This is a genomic window from Serratia nematodiphila DZ0503SBS1 (assembly GCF_000738675.1).
GTDB lineage: Bacteria > Pseudomonadota > Gammaproteobacteria > Enterobacterales > Enterobacteriaceae > Serratia > Serratia nematodiphila.
Genome location: NZ_JPUX01000001.1, coordinates 696,709 through 714,737 on the forward strand (window position 1 = coordinate 696,709; position 18,029 = coordinate 714,737).

The 18,029-nt window shown below is 61.7% G+C and carries 22 protein-coding genes; 6 read left to right on the top strand and 16 right to left on the bottom strand.

Going from position 1 to position 18,029, the window contains the following annotated elements; translation table 11 throughout:
• Window positions 1–172 precede the first annotated feature (172 nt).
• On the top strand, window positions 173–694 hold the full coding sequence (gene ubiT, locus JL05_RS03180) for a ubiquinone anaerobic biosynthesis accessory factor UbiT (protein ID WP_033633544.1): 522 nt from the start codon (window positions 173–175) through the stop codon (window positions 692–694).
• On the top strand, window positions 688–1,191 hold the full coding sequence (locus JL05_RS03185) for a GNAT family N-acetyltransferase (protein ID WP_033631634.1): 504 nt from the start codon (window positions 688–690) through the stop codon (window positions 1,189–1,191). Before ubiT ends, JL05_RS03185 begins: the two co-directional genes overlap by 7 nt.
• Here the strand turns inward: JL05_RS03185 and JL05_RS03190 are convergent.
• The 5 genes from JL05_RS03190 to speFL all read right to left on the bottom strand — a co-directional run bounded on the left by JL05_RS03190 (window position 1,178) and on the right by speFL (window position 6,551).
• Window positions 1,178–1,474 (bottom strand): GIY-YIG nuclease family protein, encoded by a 297-nt coding sequence (locus JL05_RS03190; protein ID WP_033631635.1) that lies wholly within the window; start codon window positions 1,472–1,474, stop codon window positions 1,178–1,180. The two genes, JL05_RS03185 and JL05_RS03190, sit on opposite strands and share 14 nt — an antisense overlap.
• 136 nt (window positions 1,475–1,610) lie before the next feature.
• On the bottom strand, window positions 1,611–2,129 hold the full coding sequence (locus JL05_RS03195) for a nuclear transport factor 2 family protein (RefSeq protein WP_004933453.1): 519 nt from the start codon (window positions 2,127–2,129) through the stop codon (window positions 1,611–1,613).
• A 502-nt stretch (window positions 2,130–2,631) separates the two neighbouring features.
• On the bottom strand, window positions 2,632–3,948 hold the full coding sequence (gene potE, locus JL05_RS03200) for a putrescine-ornithine antiporter (protein ID WP_028127578.1): 1,317 nt from the start codon (window positions 3,946–3,948) through the stop codon (window positions 2,632–2,634).
• A gap of 62 nt (window positions 3,949–4,010) precedes the next feature.
• Window positions 4,011–6,173, bottom strand: a complete 2,163-nt coding sequence (gene speF / locus JL05_RS03205) for an ornithine decarboxylase SpeF (protein WP_015376427.1) — start codon at window positions 6,171–6,173, stop codon at window positions 4,011–4,013.
• 273 nt (window positions 6,174–6,446) lie between these two features.
• Window positions 6,447–6,551 carry a leader peptide SpeFL gene (gene speFL, locus JL05_RS25150; protein WP_004933443.1) on the bottom strand — a complete coding sequence of 35 codons (105 nt, stop codon included), beginning with the start codon at window positions 6,549–6,551 and terminating at the stop codon, window positions 6,447–6,449.
• Between the two features lie 433 nt (window positions 6,552–6,984).
• Between speFL and JL05_RS03210 the strand changes: the two genes are divergently transcribed.
• Together JL05_RS03210 and JL05_RS03215 are read left to right on the top strand one after the other, a co-directional pair.
• Entirely contained in the window at window positions 6,985–7,425 is a 441-nt protein-coding gene (locus JL05_RS03210) for a YhbP family protein (protein WP_033631636.1), read from the top strand.
• A 30-nt stretch (window positions 7,426–7,455) separates the two neighbouring features.
• Window positions 7,456–8,088, top strand: coding sequence for an NAD(P)H-binding protein (locus tag JL05_RS03215; RefSeq protein WP_033631637.1), 633 nt, complete (start codon window positions 7,456–7,458; stop codon window positions 8,086–8,088).
• On the opposite strand, the gene phnP is transcribed toward JL05_RS03215, so the two are convergent.
• From phnP to phnF, 11 genes are read right to left on the bottom strand one after another with little or no spacing between them, the layout of a single operon-like run.
• Window positions 8,045–8,827, bottom strand: coding sequence for a phosphonate metabolism protein PhnP (gene phnP, locus JL05_RS03220; RefSeq protein ID WP_033631638.1), 783 nt, complete (start codon window positions 8,825–8,827; stop codon window positions 8,045–8,047). The genes JL05_RS03215 and phnP overlap by 44 nt on opposite strands.
• Before the next feature lie 12 nt (window positions 8,828–8,839).
• A complete protein-coding gene (locus JL05_RS03225) occupies window positions 8,840–9,442 on the bottom strand; it encodes a DapH/DapD/GlmU-related protein (protein ID WP_015376431.1) in 603 nt (200 codons plus the stop codon).
• Complete coding sequence (gene phnN / locus JL05_RS03230) at window positions 9,439–10,008, bottom strand: ribose 1,5-bisphosphokinase (protein WP_033631639.1); 570 nt, start codon at window positions 10,006–10,008, stop codon at window positions 9,439–9,441. Before phnN ends, JL05_RS03225 begins: the two co-directional genes overlap by 4 nt.
• Window positions 10,008–11,144 carry an alpha-D-ribose 1-methylphosphonate 5-triphosphate diphosphatase gene (gene phnM / locus JL05_RS03235; protein WP_004933428.1) on the bottom strand — a complete coding sequence of 379 codons (1,137 nt, stop codon included), beginning with the start codon at window positions 11,142–11,144 and terminating at the stop codon, window positions 10,008–10,010. The genes phnN and phnM overlap by 1 nt, the downstream gene beginning before the upstream one ends.
• Window positions 11,144–11,848, bottom strand: coding sequence for a phosphonate C-P lyase system protein PhnL (gene phnL / locus JL05_RS03240; protein WP_033631640.1), 705 nt, complete (start codon window positions 11,846–11,848; stop codon window positions 11,144–11,146). The genes phnM and phnL overlap by 1 nt, the downstream gene beginning before the upstream one ends.
• A gap of 16 nt (window positions 11,849–11,864) precedes the next feature.
• Complete coding sequence (gene phnK / locus JL05_RS03245; protein WP_033631641.1) at window positions 11,865–12,653, bottom strand: phosphonate C-P lyase system protein PhnK; 789 nt, start codon at window positions 12,651–12,653, stop codon at window positions 11,865–11,867.
• Complete coding sequence (locus JL05_RS03250; protein WP_004933420.1) at window positions 12,653–13,513, bottom strand: alpha-D-ribose 1-methylphosphonate 5-phosphate C-P-lyase PhnJ; 861 nt, start codon at window positions 13,511–13,513, stop codon at window positions 12,653–12,655. Before JL05_RS03250 ends, phnK begins: the two co-directional genes overlap by 1 nt.
• On the bottom strand, window positions 13,506–14,591 hold the full coding sequence (locus JL05_RS03255) for a carbon-phosphorus lyase complex subunit (protein WP_033631643.1): 1,086 nt from the start codon (window positions 14,589–14,591) through the stop codon (window positions 13,506–13,508). Before JL05_RS03255 ends, JL05_RS03250 begins: the two co-directional genes overlap by 8 nt.
• Window positions 14,591–15,172: a phosphonate C-P lyase system protein PhnH gene (gene phnH, locus JL05_RS03260; protein ID WP_033631645.1), complete on the bottom strand. Its 582-nt coding sequence runs from the start codon at window positions 15,170–15,172 to the stop codon at window positions 14,591–14,593. Before phnH ends, JL05_RS03255 begins: the two co-directional genes overlap by 1 nt.
• A 3-nt stretch (window positions 15,173–15,175) precedes the next feature.
• Entirely contained in the window at window positions 15,176–15,619 is a 444-nt protein-coding gene (phnG, locus tag JL05_RS03265) for a phosphonate C-P lyase system protein PhnG (RefSeq protein ID WP_033631646.1), read from the bottom strand.
• Window positions 15,620–16,348 (bottom strand): phosphonate metabolism transcriptional regulator PhnF, encoded by a 729-nt coding sequence (gene phnF / locus JL05_RS03270; RefSeq protein WP_033633545.1) that lies wholly within the window; start codon window positions 16,346–16,348, stop codon window positions 15,620–15,622. It lies immediately after the preceding gene.
• A 227-nt stretch (window positions 16,349–16,575) separates the two neighbouring features.
• Between phnF and JL05_RS03275 the strand changes: the two genes are divergently transcribed.
• Together JL05_RS03275 and JL05_RS03280 are read left to right on the top strand one after the other, a co-directional pair.
• Entirely contained in the window at window positions 16,576–17,631 is a 1,056-nt protein-coding gene (locus JL05_RS03275; RefSeq protein WP_033631647.1) for a permease, read from the top strand.
• 105 nt (window positions 17,632–17,736) lie between these two features.
• The gene (locus JL05_RS03280) at window positions 17,737–18,024 is read left to right on the top strand and encodes a type II toxin-antitoxin system RelB/DinJ family antitoxin (protein ID WP_013811307.1); all 288 of its coding nucleotides are present in this window, start codon (window positions 17,737–17,739) and stop codon (window positions 18,022–18,024) included.
• Window positions 18,025–18,029 lie beyond the last annotated feature (5 nt).

The window sequence follows — 18,029 nt, forward strand, 5'->3', positions numbered from 1 at the left end:
AATCGGGGAGGCCATTTTAGGCGAAGGGGCGCACACAGGTTTTGATTTGGGGCAGCTTATGGCGTATTGATAAACATGGCGGTGAAATGCACTATTTGTTGATATAGACCGCTGAAGCCGCGCGCCAGTGTGGCAAAATAGCGGTAGTCCGTATTGAAAGGAGTGGATGACCGTGTTGGAACAACTACGAGCACGCCTTGTGCGCCAGGGGCCGTCGCTGCTGCGCATCCCGCTGAAATTCACGCCGTTCGCCCTGCAGCGTCAGCTGCTGCAACAGGTGCTGAGCTGGCAGTTCCGTCAGGCGTTGGCGGATGGGGATCTGGAATTTCTCGAATCGCGCTGGTTAAAGATCGAAGTTCGCGATCTGGCGCTACACTGGTTTATGACGGTAGAAAACGACAAACTGGTGGTCAGCCAGCACGCCGAAGCGGACGTCAGCTTCAGCGGCGACGCCAACGATCTGATCCTGATCGCGGCGCGCAAGCAAGATCCGGATACGCTGTTCTTTCAGCGTCGGCTGCAGATTGAAGGGGATACCGAATTGGGCCTGTATGTGAAAAATTTGATGGACGCCATCGAGCTGGAAAGCATGCCTGCGCCGCTGCGCATGGGGCTGCTGCAGTTGGCTGATTTTGTCGAAGCAGGGCTGCAGGAGGGCACGGCGTCGGCTTCCCGTGTGGCGGTATCATGCTGATCCGCGTAGAGATCCCGGTAGACGCGGCGGGCATCGACGCCTTGCTGCGCCGCGCCTTTGGCCGCGACGACGAAGCAGACCTGGTGCAGCAGCTGCGCGAAGATGGCCTGCTGACGCTGGGCGTGGTCGCCACTGACGACGAAGGTGGCGTAGTGGGTTACGCCGCGTTCAGCCCGGTAGACGTGGCCGGCGAAGATCGCCAATGGGTGGCGCTGGCGCCGCTGGCGGTAGACGAAAGCCTGCGCCGCCAGGGGCTGGCTGAAAAGCTGGTGTACGAGGGGTTGGATTCGCTGAACGAATTCAGCTACGCCGCGGTGGTGGTGCTGGGCGATCCGGCCTATTACGGCCGCTTCGGCTTCAAACCGGCCGCCGCCTATGGCCTGAATTGTCGCTGGCCGGACGCGGAAAGCGCATTCCAGGTGTATCCGCTGGCGGAAGACGCTCTGAATGGCGTCAGCGGCGAAGTGGCTTTTTCGGCGCCGTTTAATCGCTTTTAACCACCGGCAACAAATCCTCCAATGACAGCGGCGGGTGATTCACCAGCCGCTCTTTTTGTATTTTGCTCAGCTGTTTGACGCGGTATTCCAGCTTCAGCGCCGTTGAGCGATCCCCCACCTGGCAGTGAAACGCCAATGTCAGCTCCCCTTTACCGCGCAGCGCCTTGGCGCCTTTGCCGGCCTGATGTTGCGCCAGGCGGCGCGCCACGTCGGTGGTGATGCCGGTATACAGCATGCCGCTCGGTAAACGCAGCATATAGAGATACCAGTGGGGTAAGTCCATCATTGGGGTCCTGTGCAAGGGTAGAGATGACATCAGGCCGCCATAGCTAAGCGCGGCATCTCTATTTTGTCACGATTTAACGATGGATTTCACCACTGGCGGAACGGTTTGTTTATTCCGTCTTGACGATAAGGGATTATTTTACACCCACGGTAAATTTGTTTTCTTCCCCTTTATGATGCTGAATTGTCCACTCGCCACTGACGCGGAATGAAGCCGCGGAAGCATAGGTGTCTTCCATAAACTGGAAATAAACGATTTTTCCGTCTTTGACCTGCGCTTTTATTGCGAAAGGAGAGGTGAACTGATGGCCTAACGCTACTGAGGTATAGGTGAATTGACCAAATACGGCCACGGTGCCTCCGTCGGCAAGAATGTCACCGATCGTGAAGTCGTTTATTTCCCAGTAAGTTCCGACATTTGAAAAGGTATCGATGTAAACCTGTCGCCCTTGAGAAGTGCCCGCCCAGGGCTCGATCTGTTTGAGCTCTTTGTTTTCAAAGTTCAAGGAAGTATAAACCGCGTTTTCATCGATAAGACGCATGGCGGCATTGGTGACGTCTTCCTTTGCCGTGTTCATCAAGAATGCATAAACCACATCTTTTGGCAGTTGAGTCTCTTCTGCTTTCACAATGAGTTTTTCATTGTTTTTCATATAAACCTCGTCACGTGACTTCCGGGGTGAATAATTGGCCGTTTATTCCGATGATGAGCCGGTGATTGGTTGTAAATCAACGATGATCATAGCACCGCCGGAAAGCAGTGCAGATGATAGAAAGTGCTTAGGCGTTCGGGAAATAAAGTCCCTGTAAAACGGCATTAATCATCATAACACCATATTAAATAATGGTTTTTATTTACGGTGAAGGCGTTGGCGCACATGGGGTGACGAAGCGAGAACGCTGTTTTAAATGGATTTATATAAGCGGTATCAATGATGTTTTGATGCTTTTTATTTATGAATGGCGGTAGTGAACAGGAATTATGCTTGGTGGCTTGGATTTACTGATAATAAAGCCCGAGAGTAAGAAAGTGAGTGAGTCATTCCAGTCACTAGAGCGACGTGGGCGACAGAGAGCGTCGGCTGGCCAGGGTTGCGATGAGGTGATATTGCGCCCCATCACAATCCCATCCCCGGCCGCCGGTGCTTTACCGCTTTACCCCTTTTTTCCCGCCAGCTCGAAGCGCGGCGAGACGATGCCGTACAACGTCCAGCCGAGGAAGGTGGCGATGGCGCCCCACATCATCGCTTCCTCACCGGAGCTGTAGAGCGCATAGAAGCTGTACAGCGCGCCGATGCCGGCGATGATATTGGCGATGCGCGCCTTGTTGTCCGGCACCTTCGCCACTTTCTGAATAATCACCAACGCCGCCATCGACAGGATGTACGGGATGATGTTGGTCACCACCGCCAGGTTCACCAGCACGTTGAACTGCTTGTTCAACGATGGGCTGATGGTCATCAGCGACAAACCGCTCTGGATGACGACGATGGTCAGCATGCCTTTAACCGGCGCGTCGGCCTTGCTCAGCTTGGAGAAGATTTTCGGGAAGAAGCCGCTGTCGGCGGAGGATTTGAACACCTGCGCGATGGTGAACTGCCAGCCGAGCAGCGAGCCGACGCAGGACATCACCATCAACGCCATGATGATCTTGCCGACTGTCGGGTTGAACATGTGGGAGAACGCCAGCCCGAACGGGGCGGTGGAGTTGGCCAGATCCATGTTCGGCACGATGCCGGCGATCACGTTGGTCGAAACGATATAGATCACCGCCGCGCTGAGGGTGCCGCCCAGTACGGCGATCGGCACGTTGCGCTCCGGATTTTCCACCACGTCGGTATTGGCGCAGGCGGATTCCAGCCCCAGGAATGCCCACAAGGTCATCGAGATCGAGGCGCCGATGGCTTCGAAGGTCGGCACCTGATGCGGGTTCCAGGCGGCGACGTAGGCGCTGCCGCTGAACCAGTACCAGCCGATGACCGAGATGCCCACCACCGGAATGATCACGCCCCAGACGGTGATGCCGCTGATTTTGCCGGTAATGCGCGCACCGCCGAAGTTGGCGACGGTCGCAAGCCACAGCACGCCGATGGTGGCGATGCAGATCCCCAGTGGGCTGAGCGTAGCGCCAAACAGCTCGGTGCCGTAGCCGACGGCGGAAATGGCGATGGCGATATTGGCGATCAGCAGCGAAACGCCATAGGTGTAGTTCGCCATAAAGTTGCCTGATTTACCGAAGGCGTATTCGGCGTAGCCGCCCATGCCGCCGGATTTACGGCTGAACATGCCGCATTTGGCGAAGGCGTAGGCCAGCGCCATCGAGCCGACGGCGGTCACCAGCCAGGAAACGATCGAAATCGTGCCCACTTCGGCCAGCTTGGTTGGCAGCATAATTATGCCGGAACCCATCATATTCACGGCGGTCAGGATCGTTAATTGTACGACCCCCATTTTATTATTGGACTTACTCATGATCATTTTCTCTTTTAGGATGCGATCCGGGCGGCGAGAATAATCGCCGCCCCGTAAGGTGATTAATTTTTCATGACGTAGCCGTAAGCGCGGTTCCAGCCGTCCTCATCCTGCTGGATATAAACGCCCTGCAATTCCGGTGCGAATCCCGGCAATAAGTTGATGCCTTCTTCCAGTGCCAGGAAATAACGCTGCGCGGCGCCGCCCCAAATTTCGCCGGGCACCACGCACAGCACGCCTGGTGGGTAAGGCAGGGCGCCTTCGGCGGCGATGCGGCCCTCGGCCTTGGCCAGCGAGACCAATTCCACATTGCCGCGCACGAACTCGGTATTGGCGTCCTGCGGGTTCATCACCACGCGTGGGAAATAGCTTTTGCGGAACATCTCTTTTTGCAGTTCTTTAACGTCATAGCTGACGTAAAGGTCGTGCATTTCCTGGCACAGCTGGCGGATGGTGTAGTTTTTGTAGCGCTGCTGGTGGTTTTTATAGACCGCAGGCAGCACCTCGCTGAGCAATGAGTTTTGCTCGATGTGCTTCTCGAAGCGGGCGATCAGGGCCACCAGGTGCTGCATCTTGGCGATGTCTTCCGCCGGCGTCAGCAGGAACAGGATCGAGTTGAGATCGCATTTTTCCGGCACGATGCCGTTTTCACGCAGGTAGTTGGCCAGAATGGTCGCCGGGATGCCGAACTCGCTGTAGCTGCCGGTCGCGGTATCGATGCCCGGCGTGGTGAGCAGCAGTTTGCACGGATCGACGAAGTACTGCGATTCGGCATAGCCCTCAAAAGCGTGCCATTTTTCGCCGGGCACGAAGTTGAAGAAGCGCAGATCGTTGGCCATCGCCGCGGTGTCATAGGCCTGCCAAGGCTTGCCGTCGATCTGATCCGGCACGAACGGTTTGATCATCGTGCAGGTATCCAGCAGCATTTTGCGCGCTTCGATGCCCACGCGCACACATTCTTGCCACAGGCGCTGGCCGCTCTTGCCCTCGTGCATCTTGGCGTTGACGTCCAGCGCGGCGAACAGCGGGTAGAACGGGCTAGTGGAGGCGTGCAGCATAAAGGCGTTGTTGAAGCGCTTGTGGTTGCAGTAGCGGCTCTGCCCCTTGATATGCTTGTCTTTTTTGTGGATCTGCGAGGTCTGCGAGAAACCGGCCTGCTGTTTGTGCACCGACTGGGTGACGATGATGCCGGGATCGTTTTCGTTCAGCTCCAGCAGCAGCGGCGAGCAGTCTTTCATCATCGGAATGAACTGCTCATAGCCCACCCAGGCGGAGTCGAACAGGATGTAGTCGCACAGGTGGCCAATTTTGTCGACCACCTGGCGGGCGTTGTAGATGGTGCCGTCGTAGGTGCCGAGCTGGATGATCGCCAGGCGGAACGGGCGGGCTTCGTTGGCGCGTTCCGGCGCCACTTCGCGGATCTGTTGGCGCAGGTAGCGTTCGTCGAAGCAGTGCGCGTCGATGCCGCCGATAAAGCCGAACGGGTTGCGGGCGGTTTCCAGGTAAACCGGCGTAGCGCCGGCCTGGATCAACGCGCCGTGGTGGTTGGATTTATGGTTGTTGCGGTCGAACAGCACCAGGTCGCCGCGCGTCAGCAGGGCGTTGGTCGCCACCTTGTTCGAGGCCGAGGTGCCGTTGAGCACGAAGTAGGTCTTGTCGGCGTTGAACACCTTGGCGGCGTGCTGCTGCGCGGCGCAAGGCGCGCCTTCGTGGATCAACAGATCGCCCAGTTTGACGTCGGCGTTGCACATGTCGGAGCGGAAAAGCGTTTCGCCGTAGAAGTCGAAGAACTGGCGGCCCGCCGGGTGTTTGCGGAAGAACTCGCCGCCCTGGTGGCCGGGGCAGGCGAAGGTGGCGTTGCCCATTTCCACATACTGCGTCAGCGTGTTGAAGAACGGCGGCAGCAGCTCGCTCTCATATTTGGCGGCGGCGGCCTCCAGCTGTTTGCCGTAGAACTGGGTATTCTTGCCGCACAGTTCAAACACGCCGTGCAGCGCCGGCAGTACGGCGTTATCCAGCTCTTCTTCGCAGCAGACGGCGACGAACAGCGGAATGTTCAGGCCGTGTTCTTCGATGCGCGCCACCATGCCTTGCGCGACGTCGTCTACCGACAGCACGATGGCGGCGACGTCATTGAAATCGCTGTGATGCACATCGACGATGTCGCGTTCAGTTTCAAAGCAGCCGAGGGTTTGGGTGTTGGCGGCAATTTTTAATTTTTTCATTTTTCTCATTCTTCAGGCAAAGGCATTCCGCCGGCAAATAATTTCATTTGCCGTTAACGCCTTCACGAAAATAAAGGTGTGCGAGAACCCAGTGATGCCGAAAGGCATTAACTGTGTTCGCTGTTTTATTTATCCTGGATGCGCTTGGCCGAAATTAAAAATGTGTTGCGTGTCCTTCCCGCTTAGCGAGAAAAAGACATTATCACCGGAGTGCGGAGAATAAAGTGAAACGCAAAGACACTCTTAACAACGGCGTAAGAGCGAGGGGGAGGGTTATCTGTAGTTGAAGAATGCGAAGCTAAAGCAGCTGCGATGAGCCATCATCATAATATGGGTTGTACGCCTGATGTGCGCCATTTTTCGGTTATTGTTTTCCATTTTCTAATCCACCTTGCTGAGTGAAAAGATGGCGCTATTTTAGCGCAAGATGCACTAAAATTTGTGATGATAATCACATAGATGCCGGTTTTTATAAATAACTATTCACCGGTTATGCAATGTGTTGCATAAGTATCATCCAGGCGCAGAGGTTGGCATGTAAATGAATTGCTAATGTTCGCGAGCCCTGAACACTTAATTTCAATGGCGCTCGGGAAGGAATAAAAAAAGCGGTCAAATAACTGGCTGCATAACGATCAAATAAATCTGTATTGTGTTATTTATGTTATCAACCTGCTTCATGCTAAAATAAATAAAAATTCACTATCTTTGTTTTTATATTCACTTTTGTTTTTTGGCGATTATCGTTATTTGTGACTCGCCTCAACAACGCAGGGTAAGATGAAGTGAGTGAACAGGGAGGCGAGTAACCTTGAATACCCCAGAACAACGGCAGCAGATTGCGGATTTTATCGGTAAACAACACGTCTTGACGCTGTGCGCCGGCGACGGCCTCGATATGTGGTGCGCCAACTGTTTTTACGTGTTCGACGCCGCGACGATGGCGCTGTGGCTGATGACCGAACCGCACACCCGCCACGGCGGGCTGATGCTGAACAACGGCCGGGTGGTCGGCACCATCGCGCCGAAGCCGAAAAGCATCGCGCTGATCCGCGGCGTGCAGTACTGCGCCGAGGCGGCGCTGCTGAGCGGCGAAGAGGCCGAGGCGGCGCGCGCGCGTTACTGCAAGCGTTTCCCGATCGCCAGGGCGATGAAGGCCTCGGTATGGCGGCTGGAGCTGCACGAGGTGAAGATGACCGACAACACCCTCGGCTTCGGCAAGAAGCTGCACTGGACGCGGTCTATACTTTAAGTCGACATAGCCATTACAACGGGAGATCGCATGGCGCGAGCACTGTTAGTCGGCGCAACCGGGCTGGTGGGGCGCGAGTTGCTGCAGCGGTTGCAAAGCGATCCGCAGGTAACGGCCATCGTGGCGCCGACGCGCACGCCGCTGCCGCCGCACGGCAAGCTGACCAATCCGGTCGGCGATGCGCTGTTCGAGCTGCTGAGTAGCCTGCAGCAACCGGTCGATCTGGTGTTCTGCTGCCTGGGCACCACCCGCCGGGCGGCGGGCAGCGCCGATGCCTTCCGCTACGTCGATTATCAACTGGTGGTGGAGAGCGCGCTGACCGGCCGCCGGTTGGGGGCGCAGCACTGTCTGGTGGTGAGCGCGTTGGGCGCCAATGCGGATTCTACCTTCCTGTATAACCGCACCAAAGGCGAAATGGAGCAGGCGCTGCGCGAACAGCGCTGGCCGCGCCTGACGCTGGTGCGGCCTTCCATGCTGGTGGGAGAGCGCCCGGCGCCGCGCCTGATGGAGCGCCTCACGCTGCCGCTGTTCAGGCTGCTGCCCGGCAAATGGCGCGCGGTCGCCGCCAAAGACGTGGCGCAAACGCTGCTGCAGCAGGCGTTCACGCCGGGCGAAGGGGTCAGGGTGCTGGAGTCGGATCGGCTGCACTGCTACCGAGACTGACGCTGAGGTGATCGAACGCCAGCTCTAGCCCGGCGGGCAGTTCATTGTCCAGCAGCCACCGATCGAGATGATGGCTGATGTGCGTCAGCAGCGTGCGTTTAGGCTGCAGCAACCGCTGCGTCTCCTGCGCGCGGGTCAGATCGTTGTGGTTGCGCGGCGCCTGCGGCTGAGGCGGCAGGCTGCAATCGAGCACCAGCAGATCCAGCGCCACGTTCTGCAGATAGTCAGCGGTGGCCGGCGGCAGGCCGACGGTGTCGGTCAGGTAGGCCAGCGCAGCGCCCGCCGCCTGGATCAGATAGCCGTGGGTCAGTTTGGAGTGTTGCAGCGGCAGCGGGGTGATGCGCATGCCGCCCAGTTCGACGGTGGCGAAGGGCGCCAGCGGCGGCTGAAACGCCAGAATGCCGGGGTGTTTGAACAGATCGTCGCAGCCCTGTTCATCCGGCGGGCCATACACCGGAATGGAATTTCCGCACCCCCAACGCAAAGGAAATAACCCCTGAACGTGATCCATGTGGTAATGTGTCAGTAAAAAACGTTGAATTTGCCCCGCCGAAAATCGCCGCTCCAAAGCCGGCAATCCCGCATCCAATAAGGTCGTTTCCCCCTGATAGTTGAGCATGGCGCTGCACGCCCGCCGCCGAAATGCCGGCTCGCGCCGCGCCCGTTGGCAGATCGGGCAGTCGCAGCCGAACACCGGCACCTGCTGCGCGCCGCCGGTGCCGAGAAAGGTCAGTTGCATCGCTCCCCTCCGTTAAAGGTACTTCTGGGCAAAGCGGTTGATGTCGCGAAAATCCGCCAGCCGCGCCTGCAGCGTGGCGTGATCCCAGTGCCACCACTGGCTGCGTTCGATACGCTCTATCAGCGCATCGTCAAAGCGCATGCCGATCTTTTTGGCCGCCACGCCGGCGACGATGCTGTAGGGCTCCACGTCTTTGGTGACCACCGCCGCGCTGCCGATCACCGCGCCGTTGCCGACGCTGACGCCCGGCATCAGGATGGCGTTATGGCCGATCCACACGTCGTGGCCGACGGTGACGTGGTGCTCGCGCCGCCAGTCGAAGAACGCCGCGTCATCTTCCCCCAGCCCGTATTCGGAAGCGCGGTAGGTGAAGTGGTGCTGCGCGATGCGCTGGTAGGTCGGGTGGTTGCCGGGATTGATGCGCGCATAGGAGGCGATGGAGACGAACTTGCCGATAGTGGCGTAAAAGATCTGGTTGTGCCCGGCGGTGTAGGAGTAGTCCCCCATCTCCACCTCTTCCAGGATCGCATCGTCGGCCAGGTGCACATACTGGCCGAGCCGGGTGCGGTTAAGGGTCACGTTGTCGCCGATTTTCGGCTGGGCGAAGTCGTTCATGGCGTCGCGTCCTGAGTTTGTCGGGTAGAGGTCGGCAGCAGCGCCAGCAGCGCCGCCAGGGTGTCGTCGAGTGGGCCGTCGTTGTGCAGCACCCGGCAGCCGGCGGGCAGGCTCTGCTGATATTCCGCCGCCCGCGCCAGCCGCTGCTCGATCTGTTCGGCGCTTTCCCGCCCGCGATCCTGCAGGCGCCGGCGCAGGATCGCGGCGCTGACCTGCAGGCACACCGGCAGCAGCTGCGCACCATAGCGCTGCTGCGCCTGCGGCAGGTGGGCGCGCGAACCGTTGACCGCCACGTCGATCCCCTGCAGCAGCCAAAGATCCACTTCGATCCCGAACGCGTAGCGCTGCTGGTGGGCCTGCCAGTCGAGCGCAAACAGCCCTTTGGCGCGGCGGCGCAGAAATTCGGGTTCGCTCAGCGCGATGTGATTCTCGCAGCCGGCGTCCGCCGGCCGGGTGATGTAGCGGTGCGCCACCAGCGGCGCGCGGTCGGCGTCGGCCCGCAGCGCGGCCAGCAGGCTGTCCTTGCCTGCGCCGGAAGGCCCCATCAGATAGATGAGCCGCGCCATCAGAACACCTGCCTGCCCTGGCGCCACACGTTCTGCACATAAACGTGCTCGCCGTGCGGCCGTGCCAGCACCAGATCCGCCCGCAATCCTTCGGCGATGGTGCCGCGATCCTGCAGATCCAGCGCCCGCGCCGGGTTGCGGGTGATCATGCGCACCGCCTGGGGCAGATCGTAGGCGTTGCGCTCGTCCGCCGCGAGGCGAAACGCCGCGTCCAGCAGGCTGGCCGGGTAATAATCGGAAGAGAGAATATCCAGCACCCCCAGCGCCGCCAGGTGGTGCGCCGCCACGTTGCCGGAGTGGGAGCCGCCGCGCACGATGTTCGGCGCGCCCATCAGCACCTGCAGGCCCTGCTGGTGCGAGGCGCGGGCGGCCGCCTCGGTGGTGGGGAACTCGGCGATGGCGCTGCCCAGCGCGCAGGATTCGGCCACGTGCGCGGCGGTGGCGTCGTCATGGCTGGCCAGCGAGATGCGGCGCGCGCGGCAGTGGGCGGCGATCGCCTCGCGGTTCGGCGCGGCCCAGCGGGCGGACAGGGCGACCTGCTGCTCCTCGTACTCGCTCATCTGCTGGTCGTTGAGGTGGTATTTGCCCTGATAATATTCGCGATACTTTTCGCGCGAGGCGAACTGGCGCTGGCCCGGCGAATGGTCCATCAGCGACACCAGCGACACGCCCGGCTTGTCCATCAGCTGTTCGAACAGCGGCAGCGTGCTCTCGTGCGGCAGCTCGCAGCGCAGGTGCAGCCGATGCTCGGCGCGGTTCACCCCGGCGCGCTGGCTGTGGATCACCGCATCGATCATCTTCTGCAGGTTTTCCAGCCGGTGGCCGCCGTCGCGCACGTCGCCGATCGCCACTGCGTCCAGCACCGTGGTGATGCCGTTGGCCACCATCAGCGCATCGTGGCTGCTCATCGCCGAATGGGCCGGCCAGTCGACGTTCGGGCGCGGGGTGAAAAACTTGTCCAGGTTGTCGGTATGCAGCTCGATCAGCCCCGGCAGCAGCCAGCCGCCGTCGCCGTCCAGCGCCTGCGGCAGCCGGCTCGGGCCGTCGGCGAAGCTGCGGATCACGCCATCCTGCATCTCCAGCGAGCCTTGCACCACCTGGTCATCCAGCACCAGCTTAACGTTATTGACGATCATCAGAGGGCCTCCAGCGCCTGTGGCGCCTGCATGTCATAAAGCCGGTCGGCGACCTGTCGGCGGACGCCTTCATCGTGAAAAATGCCGACGATCGCCGCGCCGCGCGCCTTGGCGCGTTCGATAAGCTGCACCACCGCCGCGCTGTTGCGGCTGTCGAGCGAGGCGGTCGGTTCGTCCAGCAACAGAATGGGGTAGTCGACGATAAAGCCGCGCGCGATGTTCACCCGTTGCTGTTCGCCGCCGGAGAAGGTGGACGGCGCCAGCGGCCACAGGCGCGGCGGCACGTTGAGCGCAGCGAGCAGCGCTTCGGCGCGTTCGCGGCACTCGGCGCGCTCGACCCCCTGTTCCAGCAGCGGCTGCATCACCACCTCCAGCGCGCTGATGCGCGGGATCACCCGCAGGAACTGGCTGACCCAGCCCAGCGTATGGCGGCGTACCGCCAGAATCTGGCGCGCGTCGGCGCTGACCATGTCCAGCCAGTCGCCCTGGTGGTTGATCCAGATATGGCCGCTGTCCGGCAGGTAGTTGGCGTACAGCGAGCGCAGCAGGGTGGATTTGCCGCTGCCGGAGTGGCCGTGCAGCACCACGCATTCGCCGCCGTGGACCGTCAGGTTGGCGTCGTGCAGCACCGGCAGGCGGGTGCCGTACTGCTGATGCAGCACAAAGGTTTTACTGAGATGTTCAACTCGGATTTGCATAGTCATCTGTTATCGCCTTGGGTTACGACAGCACCGAAGAAACCAGCAGCTGGGTGTAAGGATGGTGCGGATCGTCCAGCACCCGGTCGGTCAGGCCGCTCTCCACCACTTCGCCCTGTTTCATCACCAGCAGGCGGTGGGCCAGCAGCCGCGCCACGCCGAGATCGTGAGTGACGATCACCGCCGCCAGCTGCATCTCTACCACCAGATTACGCAGCAGATCGAGCAGGCGCGCCTGCACCGATACGTCCAGCCCGCCGGTCGGCTCATCCATAAACACCAGCCTGGGGTGGGTGACCAGATTGCGGGCGATCTGCAGCCGCTGCTGCATGCCGCCGGAGAAGGTGGTCGGCAGATCGTCGAGGCGCGACAGCGGGATTTCGACGTCTTCCAGCCACTGGCCGGCCTGGCGGCGAATGTCGCCATAGTGGCGCTGGCCGATGGCCATCAGCCGCTCGCCGATGTTGCCGCCGGCGGAGACCTGCGGCCGCAGCCCGTCGAGCGGGTGCTGATGCACCACGCCCCAGTCGGTGCGCAGCAGGCGGCGGCGATCGCTCTCCGCCATGGCGTATAGATCGTGTTCCTGGCCCGCCTGCGGGCGGTAAAGGATCTGCCCATGCTGCGGCGCCAGCCGCGCCGAGATCGACTTCAGCAGCGTGGTTTTGCCGGAGCCGGATTCGCCGACGATGCCCAGCACTTCACCGGGGTAGATGTCGAACGACACGTCGCTGAAGCCCTTGCCGGGGGCGTACAGGTGGGTGAGCCGGTTCACCGACAGCAGCGGGGTGGTGCTCAAAAGGGGGGAAGTCATCAGTGCTGCGCCTCTTGCGAAGATTGCGCCAGCTGCTGCCGGCAGTAGTCGGTGTCCGAACAGACGAACATGCGGTTGCCCCGATCGTCGAGCACCACCTCGTCGAGATAGCTGTGGCGCGAGCCGCACAGCGCGCAGGGTTCGTCCCACTGCTGCACGCTGAACGGATGGTCGTCGAAGTCCAGGCTCTCCACCTTGGTGAACGGCGGCAGGGCATAGATGCGTTTCTCGCGCCCGGCGCCGAACAGCTGCAGCGCCGGCATCATGTGCATTTTTGGGTTGTCGAATTTCGGGATCGGCGACGGATCCATCACGTAGCGATCGTTGACCTTCACCGGGTAGGCGTAGGTGGTGGCGATATGGCCGTAGCGCGCGATGTCTTCGTACAGCTTCACCTGCATCACGCCGTACTCCTCCAGCGCGTGCATTTTGCGGGTCTCGGTTTCGCGCGGTTCGATAAAGCGCAGCGGCTCCGGGATCGGCACCTGATAGATCAGGATCTGATCTTCGCGCAGCGCGGTTTCCGGAATGCGGTGACGGGTCTGGATCAGCGTGGCCTCCGGCGTGCGTTCAGTGGTTTCCACCCCGGCGACGCGCTGGAAGAAGCGGCGGATCGACACCGCGTTGGTGGTGTCGTCGGCGCCCTGGTCGATCACCTTCAGCACGTCGGCGCGGCCGATGACGCTGGCGGTGAGCTGAATGCCGCCGGTGCCCCAGCCGTAGGGCATCGGCATCTCGCGGCCGCCGAACGGCACCTGATAGCCGGGGATCGCCACCGCCTTGAGGATGGCGCGGCGGATCATGCGCTTGGTCTGCTCGTCCAGATAACCGAGGTTATAACCGGTTAATACTTCACTCATCGCGGGCCTCCTGACGCTCGCTGTATTCCTGCCGCAGCCGCTTGAGCAGCTCCAGTTCGGCCTGGAAGTCGACGTAGTGCGGCAGCTTGAGATGGGAGACGAAGCCGGCGGCCTCGACGTTGTCGGCGTGGGCCAGCACGAACTCTTCGTCCTGCGCCGGGCCGGCGACGCCTTCGCCGTAGTCTGGGCTTTGCAATGCGCGGTCCACCAGCGCCATCGCCATCGCCTTGCGTTCGGCGCGGCCGAACACCAGCCCGTAACCGCGGGTGAAGTGCGGCGGATGATCTTTTGGATCGACGAAGCCGTTGACCATTTCGCATTCGGTCAGCAGGATTTCGCCGATATCGATAGCGAAACCGAGCTCTTCCGGCACGATCTCCACCGAAACGTGGCCGGTGCGGATCTCGCCGGCGAACGGGTGGTTGCGGCCGTAGCCGCGCTGGGTAGCGTAGCCGAGCGCCAGCAGAAAACCTTCGTCGCCGCGCACCAGCTGCTGCAGGCGCGCCGAGCGCGAGCAGGGGTAAACCGGCGGGTTGCGGGTGATGTCGTCCGGCGCGCTGCCGTCGTCCTGTTCCTCGCGCGCCAGCTGCTGGCGACACAACAGATCGAACACGTGGCTGCAGTTGTCCGGCAGCGGTTCGTCGGCCTGCGGCGCGCGCGGCGCTTCACCTTCCGCCAGCAGCGCGAAGTCCAGCAGCCGGTGGGTGTAGTCGTAGGTCGGCCCCAGCACCTGCCCGCCGGGCAAGTCCTTGTAAACCGCCGAGATGCGCCGCTCCAGCCGCATGTTTTCGCTGGCCAGCGGCTCGCTGACCGCCAGGCGCGGCAGGGTGGTGCGATAGGCGCGCAGCAGGAAAATCGCCTCCACCAGATCGCCGCTGGCCTGTTTGATGGCCAGCGCCGCCAGCTCGCGATCGTAGATGCCGCCTTCGGTCATCACCCGATCCACCGCCAGCCCCAGCTGCTGTTCGATTTGTTCCGCGCCGAGCGCCGGCAGCGCCTCGTCGCCGCGCCGCAGCTGTTCCTGCAGCTGGTGGGCGGCCTCAATGGCTTTTTCGCCCCCTTTTACCGCTACGTACATCAGCACACCTCCACGCGGGTGGTCCGCGGGATCGCCAGCAGGCGATCGCCGCAGGTCAGCAAGACATCCAGCCCCAGCGGGAAGTGCTGCGGGCGGTTGACGAGATAATCCAGCAGCGCCGGCGGCAGGCGCGGCGCTATCAGGCGTTGGCTCTCGATGCCGGGGCCGGTCAGGCGCAGCGCGGCGCCGTTCTCCAGCTCGGCGAGCTGCACGATGACCGTGGCGCCGCATTCCGGCGAGATTTCAGTGCCGTGCGGCAACGCCTGCAGATCGGCGGCCTGAACGTGCTCATCGAACAGGGCAAAGCAGACCTCCTGCGCCGTGGCGGCCAGCGGCGCGCCGCTGTGAAAACGAATGTTTGTTAGCACTTGCTCACTTTTAAGCGCAGCGCACAGCTGCAGCGGCGTTTCCTGATCGGCCAGCGTCAGCAGCGCGGCGGTGCTGGCGGCGTTCAGCGGCGCCCAGGCCGGGCCGGCCGGCAGCGTCACCCGGTGGCCCGGTTCGCTCAAGGCTTTAAGAATCAAACGGAAAGCGTGCTGCGATTGGTCTATCGGTTGCTCAAAACCGGTCAATAAACTCATGGCTTAATCCCCTCGCACCAGCGTAAAGAAGTCCACCCGGCTGGCGGCGATCGCCCGGGCGCGCAGCTGGCGCTGTTCGTGCTGCAGCGCGGCCAGCGGCGCGATCAGCTGTTGTTGCAGGCGTTCGCCGTGTTCCGGCTGTTGCAGCAGCGCATCGGCCAGCGCGCACAGCTCGGCGTGCGCCTTGTCGCGCCCGGCGATATAGCTGTAGCCGTAGCCGCCGTTGTCCAGCTGCACCACCGCGCGGGTGACCGTCATGTCCCCCAGCACGAAGCGGCGGCCGGTGGCGCCCATGCGCCCCTGCAGCTGGGCCAGGCCGATCTCCGGCGCGCGGATGCTGCGGTAACCCGGGCTGAGGTTCAGCGCCAGCCAGTGGCTGCGCAGCTGCTCGGGCCGGCTGTGCGCCAGCACCGACATCCAGCGTTGTCTCGACTCTAAGGCGTGCATTCAGTGCTCCATCGTCAGTTCAATCATGTCGGCGCGGGCCAGGCTGACGGAGTATTCCGCCACGTCTTCGCCGCCGCTGCGGACGTTAAGGGTGCGCACGCACAGCAGCGGCGCGTGGGTGGCGATCTCCAGCAGCCGGCTCTCTTTGGCCTGCGCGCGGCGCGCGCTGATGCGCGTCTGGCGGCGGGCCAGCGGCTGCCGGAGGTGCTGTTCGATAAACTGGTGCAGCGAACCGCTGTGGAACTGCTGCAGCACCGGCCACCACTCCAGATCGGGCAGATAGTGGTCGATCACGCTCATCGGCACGCCGTTGACCCGGCGCAGGGTGCGCAGGTGGATCACCATTTCGCCTTCTTCACGCGAGAGCGCGCTGGCGACATGCCCATTGCACGGGCGCAAGACAGCGAGTAAGCGCTCACTGGTGGGGTGGCTGCCCTGCTCGAACAGGTTCTGGCTGAAGCGGGTGTTGGCGTGCAGCGGGTAGTCATAAGGCCGCATCAGCACCAGAATGCCGACGCCGTGGCGGCGCTGCAGCCAGCCGCGCTCCACCAGCTGATCCACCGCGCGGCGCAGGGTGTGGCGATTGACCTGATAGCGCTCGGCCAGCTGCTGTTCCGAAGGCAGGTAGTCGCCGCAGCGGTACTGCGTGCGCAGCTCCTGTTCCAGCTGTGCGGCGATCTGCTGATAGCGGGTGGGGTAAGTGGTCGGATGTCTAGATAACTCCATCATAATAAAAACCTCGTCATGCCGATGGCTGTGCGATGAAGGCGAAAGCAATGCGTTTCATCGGGCGTCTACCCTGTGGTTTTCAAGTTGGCATCATGGTGCCGGGCGCAGATGACAATCGCGTTACGCGTCGGTGGCGAACAGATGAACTATTTTGGACAGCCCGGGCGTGCACGGGCGGCGGCGGCGCGCTATGCTGGCGCCACTGTTGACTCACTCTGGCCGCTACCATGCCGCAACCTCTGAACGCCCCTGAACACGCCCCACGCGCCTGGCCGCTGTGGAAACCGATCCTGTTTCTGCTGGTGGTGGCCGTCGGCCTCTACTACGTCAAATGGCAGCCTTACTACGGCAAGGCGTTCGTAGCGGCGGACAGCCACTCGATCGGCAAATCGATCCTGGCCGACGGCGCCGCGAGCCCCTGGCTGGCGGCCTGGCAGTACGCGCTGGTCTACTTCACCGCGGTGTGGAAGGCGGCGCTGCTCGGGGTGTTGTTAGGTTCGCTGGTGCAGGTGCTGATCCCGCGCGACTGGCTGGCGCGCACGCTTGGCCACCGGCGTTTTTCCGGCACCGTGCTGGGGGCGCTGATCGCGCTGCCGGGCATGATGTGCACCTGCTGCGCCGCGCCGGTTGCCGCCGGCATGCGCCGCCAGTCGGTGTCCAGCGGCGCCGCGCTGGCCTTTTGGCTCGCCAACCCGGTACTGAACCCGGCGACGCTGGTGTTCATGGGGTTTGTGCTCGGTTGGCCGTTCGCCGCCATCCGCCTGGTGGCGGGCGTGGTGATGGTGCTGGGCATCGCCTGGCTGGTGCAGCGCGTGACCGCCAACGATCCGCAGCCCGTCGCGCCGCAGCCGTTGGTGCTGACGACGCAGAGCGACGAGCAGCCGTTCCTCGCCCGCTGGGGCAAAGCGCTGTGGGCGCTGTTTTGGTCGACCATCCCGATCTACGTGCTGGCTGTGCTGGCGCTAGGCGCGGCGCGGGTCTGGCTGTTCCCGCACGCCGACGGCGCCGTCGACAATAGCCTGCTGTGGATCATCGGCCTGGCGATCGTCGGCTGCCTGTTTGTTATCCCCACCGCGGCGGAAATCCCGATCGTGCAGACCATGATGCTGGCGGGCATGGGCGCCGGCCCGGCGCTGGCGCTGCTGATGACCTTGCCGGCGGTCAGCCTGCCTTCGCTGCTGATGCTCAACAAGGCCTTCTCCGCCCGGGCGTTGTGCCTGACGGCGGCGCTGGTGGCGCTGTGCGGCGTGCTGACCGGCGTGGTGGGGATGGGGTTGGTGTAAAATGTTCGAAAAACGACCGTTTACCTCGATATCGTTGTCACAAATGTGCTAACGTTTCTGTTCAAGATTTAGTGTCGCCATCGTGCGATTGCAGGAGGAGCAAAGATGGAAAGTCGCATCCAGTTTCGCATCGAAGATGAAACCAAGCGTTTGGCGCAAAAGGCCGCGGAAGCTAAAGGAACGACATTGAGTGAAGCCTGCCGCCGCTTGGCGGAGCAAATGGCTGATGAGCAACGGGCCGCAGAGGAGCACGAAAATTGGTTGAAAGATAAGGTGGATGCAGCTTTTTCCCGTCTGCATGAGGGTAATGCTGTCTACCTTAGCCAACAAGAAGTAGAAGAAAGCATGGATGCCTTTAAGGCAAAAATTAGAGCGAAATACGACCGAAAATAGGGATC

Excerpts from the sequence above, each read along its gene's own strand:
- JL05_RS03225 (WP_015376431.1), bottom strand. The coding sequence starts at position 9,442 with ATGAACGACTTCGCCCAGCCGAAAATCGGCGACAACGTGACCCTTAAC.
- JL05_RS03255 (WP_033631643.1), bottom strand. The coding sequence starts at position 14,591 with ATGTACGTAGCGGTAAAAGGGGGCGAAAAAGCCATTGAGGCCGCCCAC.
- speFL (WP_004933443.1), bottom strand. The coding sequence starts at position 6,551 with ATGGAAAACAATAACCGAAAAATGGCGCACATCAGGCGTACAACCCAT.
- JL05_RS03185 (WP_033631634.1), top strand. The coding sequence starts at position 688 with ATGCTGATCCGCGTAGAGATCCCGGTAGACGCGGCGGGCATCGACGCC.
- phnG (WP_033631646.1), bottom strand. The coding sequence starts at position 15,619 with ATGCACGCCTTAGAGTCGAGACAACGCTGGATGTCGGTGCTGGCGCAC.
- phnN (WP_033631639.1), bottom strand. The coding sequence starts at position 10,008 with ATGGCGCGGCTCATCTATCTGATGGGGCCTTCCGGCGCAGGCAAGGAC.
- speF (WP_015376427.1), bottom strand. The coding sequence starts at position 6,173 with ATGAAAAAATTAAAAATTGCCGCCAACACCCAAACCCTCGGCTGCTTT.
- phnM (WP_004933428.1), bottom strand. The coding sequence starts at position 11,144 with ATGATCGTCAATAACGTTAAGCTGGTGCTGGATGACCAGGTGGTGCAA.
- JL05_RS03250 (WP_004933420.1), bottom strand. The coding sequence starts at position 13,513 with ATGAGTGAAGTATTAACCGGTTATAACCTCGGTTATCTGGACGAGCAG.
- phnK (WP_033631641.1), bottom strand. The coding sequence starts at position 12,653 with ATGACTTCCCCCCTTTTGAGCACCACCCCGCTGCTGTCGGTGAACCGG.
- JL05_RS03195 (WP_004933453.1), bottom strand. The coding sequence starts at position 2,129 with ATGAAAAACAATGAAAAACTCATTGTGAAAGCAGAAGAGACTCAACTG.
- potE (WP_028127578.1), bottom strand. The coding sequence starts at position 3,948 with ATGAGTAAGTCCAATAATAAAATGGGGGTCGTACAATTAACGATCCTG.
- phnL (WP_033631640.1), bottom strand. The coding sequence starts at position 11,848 with ATGACTATGCAAATCCGAGTTGAACATCTCAGTAAAACCTTTGTGCTG.
- JL05_RS03215 (WP_033631637.1), top strand. The coding sequence starts at position 7,456 with ATGGCGCGAGCACTGTTAGTCGGCGCAACCGGGCTGGTGGGGCGCGAG.
- phnH (WP_033631645.1), bottom strand. The coding sequence starts at position 15,172 with ATGAGTTTATTGACCGGTTTTGAGCAACCGATAGACCAATCGCAGCAC.
- JL05_RS03280 (WP_013811307.1), top strand. The coding sequence starts at position 17,737 with ATGGAAAGTCGCATCCAGTTTCGCATCGAAGATGAAACCAAGCGTTTG.
- phnF (WP_033633545.1), bottom strand. The coding sequence starts at position 16,348 with ATGATGGAGTTATCTAGACATCCGACCACTTACCCCACCCGCTATCAG.
- JL05_RS03275 (WP_033631647.1), top strand. The coding sequence starts at position 16,576 with ATGCCGCAACCTCTGAACGCCCCTGAACACGCCCCACGCGCCTGGCCG.
- JL05_RS03190 (WP_033631635.1), bottom strand. The coding sequence starts at position 1,474 with ATGGACTTACCCCACTGGTATCTCTATATGCTGCGTTTACCGAGCGGC.
- phnP (WP_033631638.1), bottom strand. The coding sequence starts at position 8,827 with ATGCAACTGACCTTTCTCGGCACCGGCGGCGCGCAGCAGGTGCCGGTG.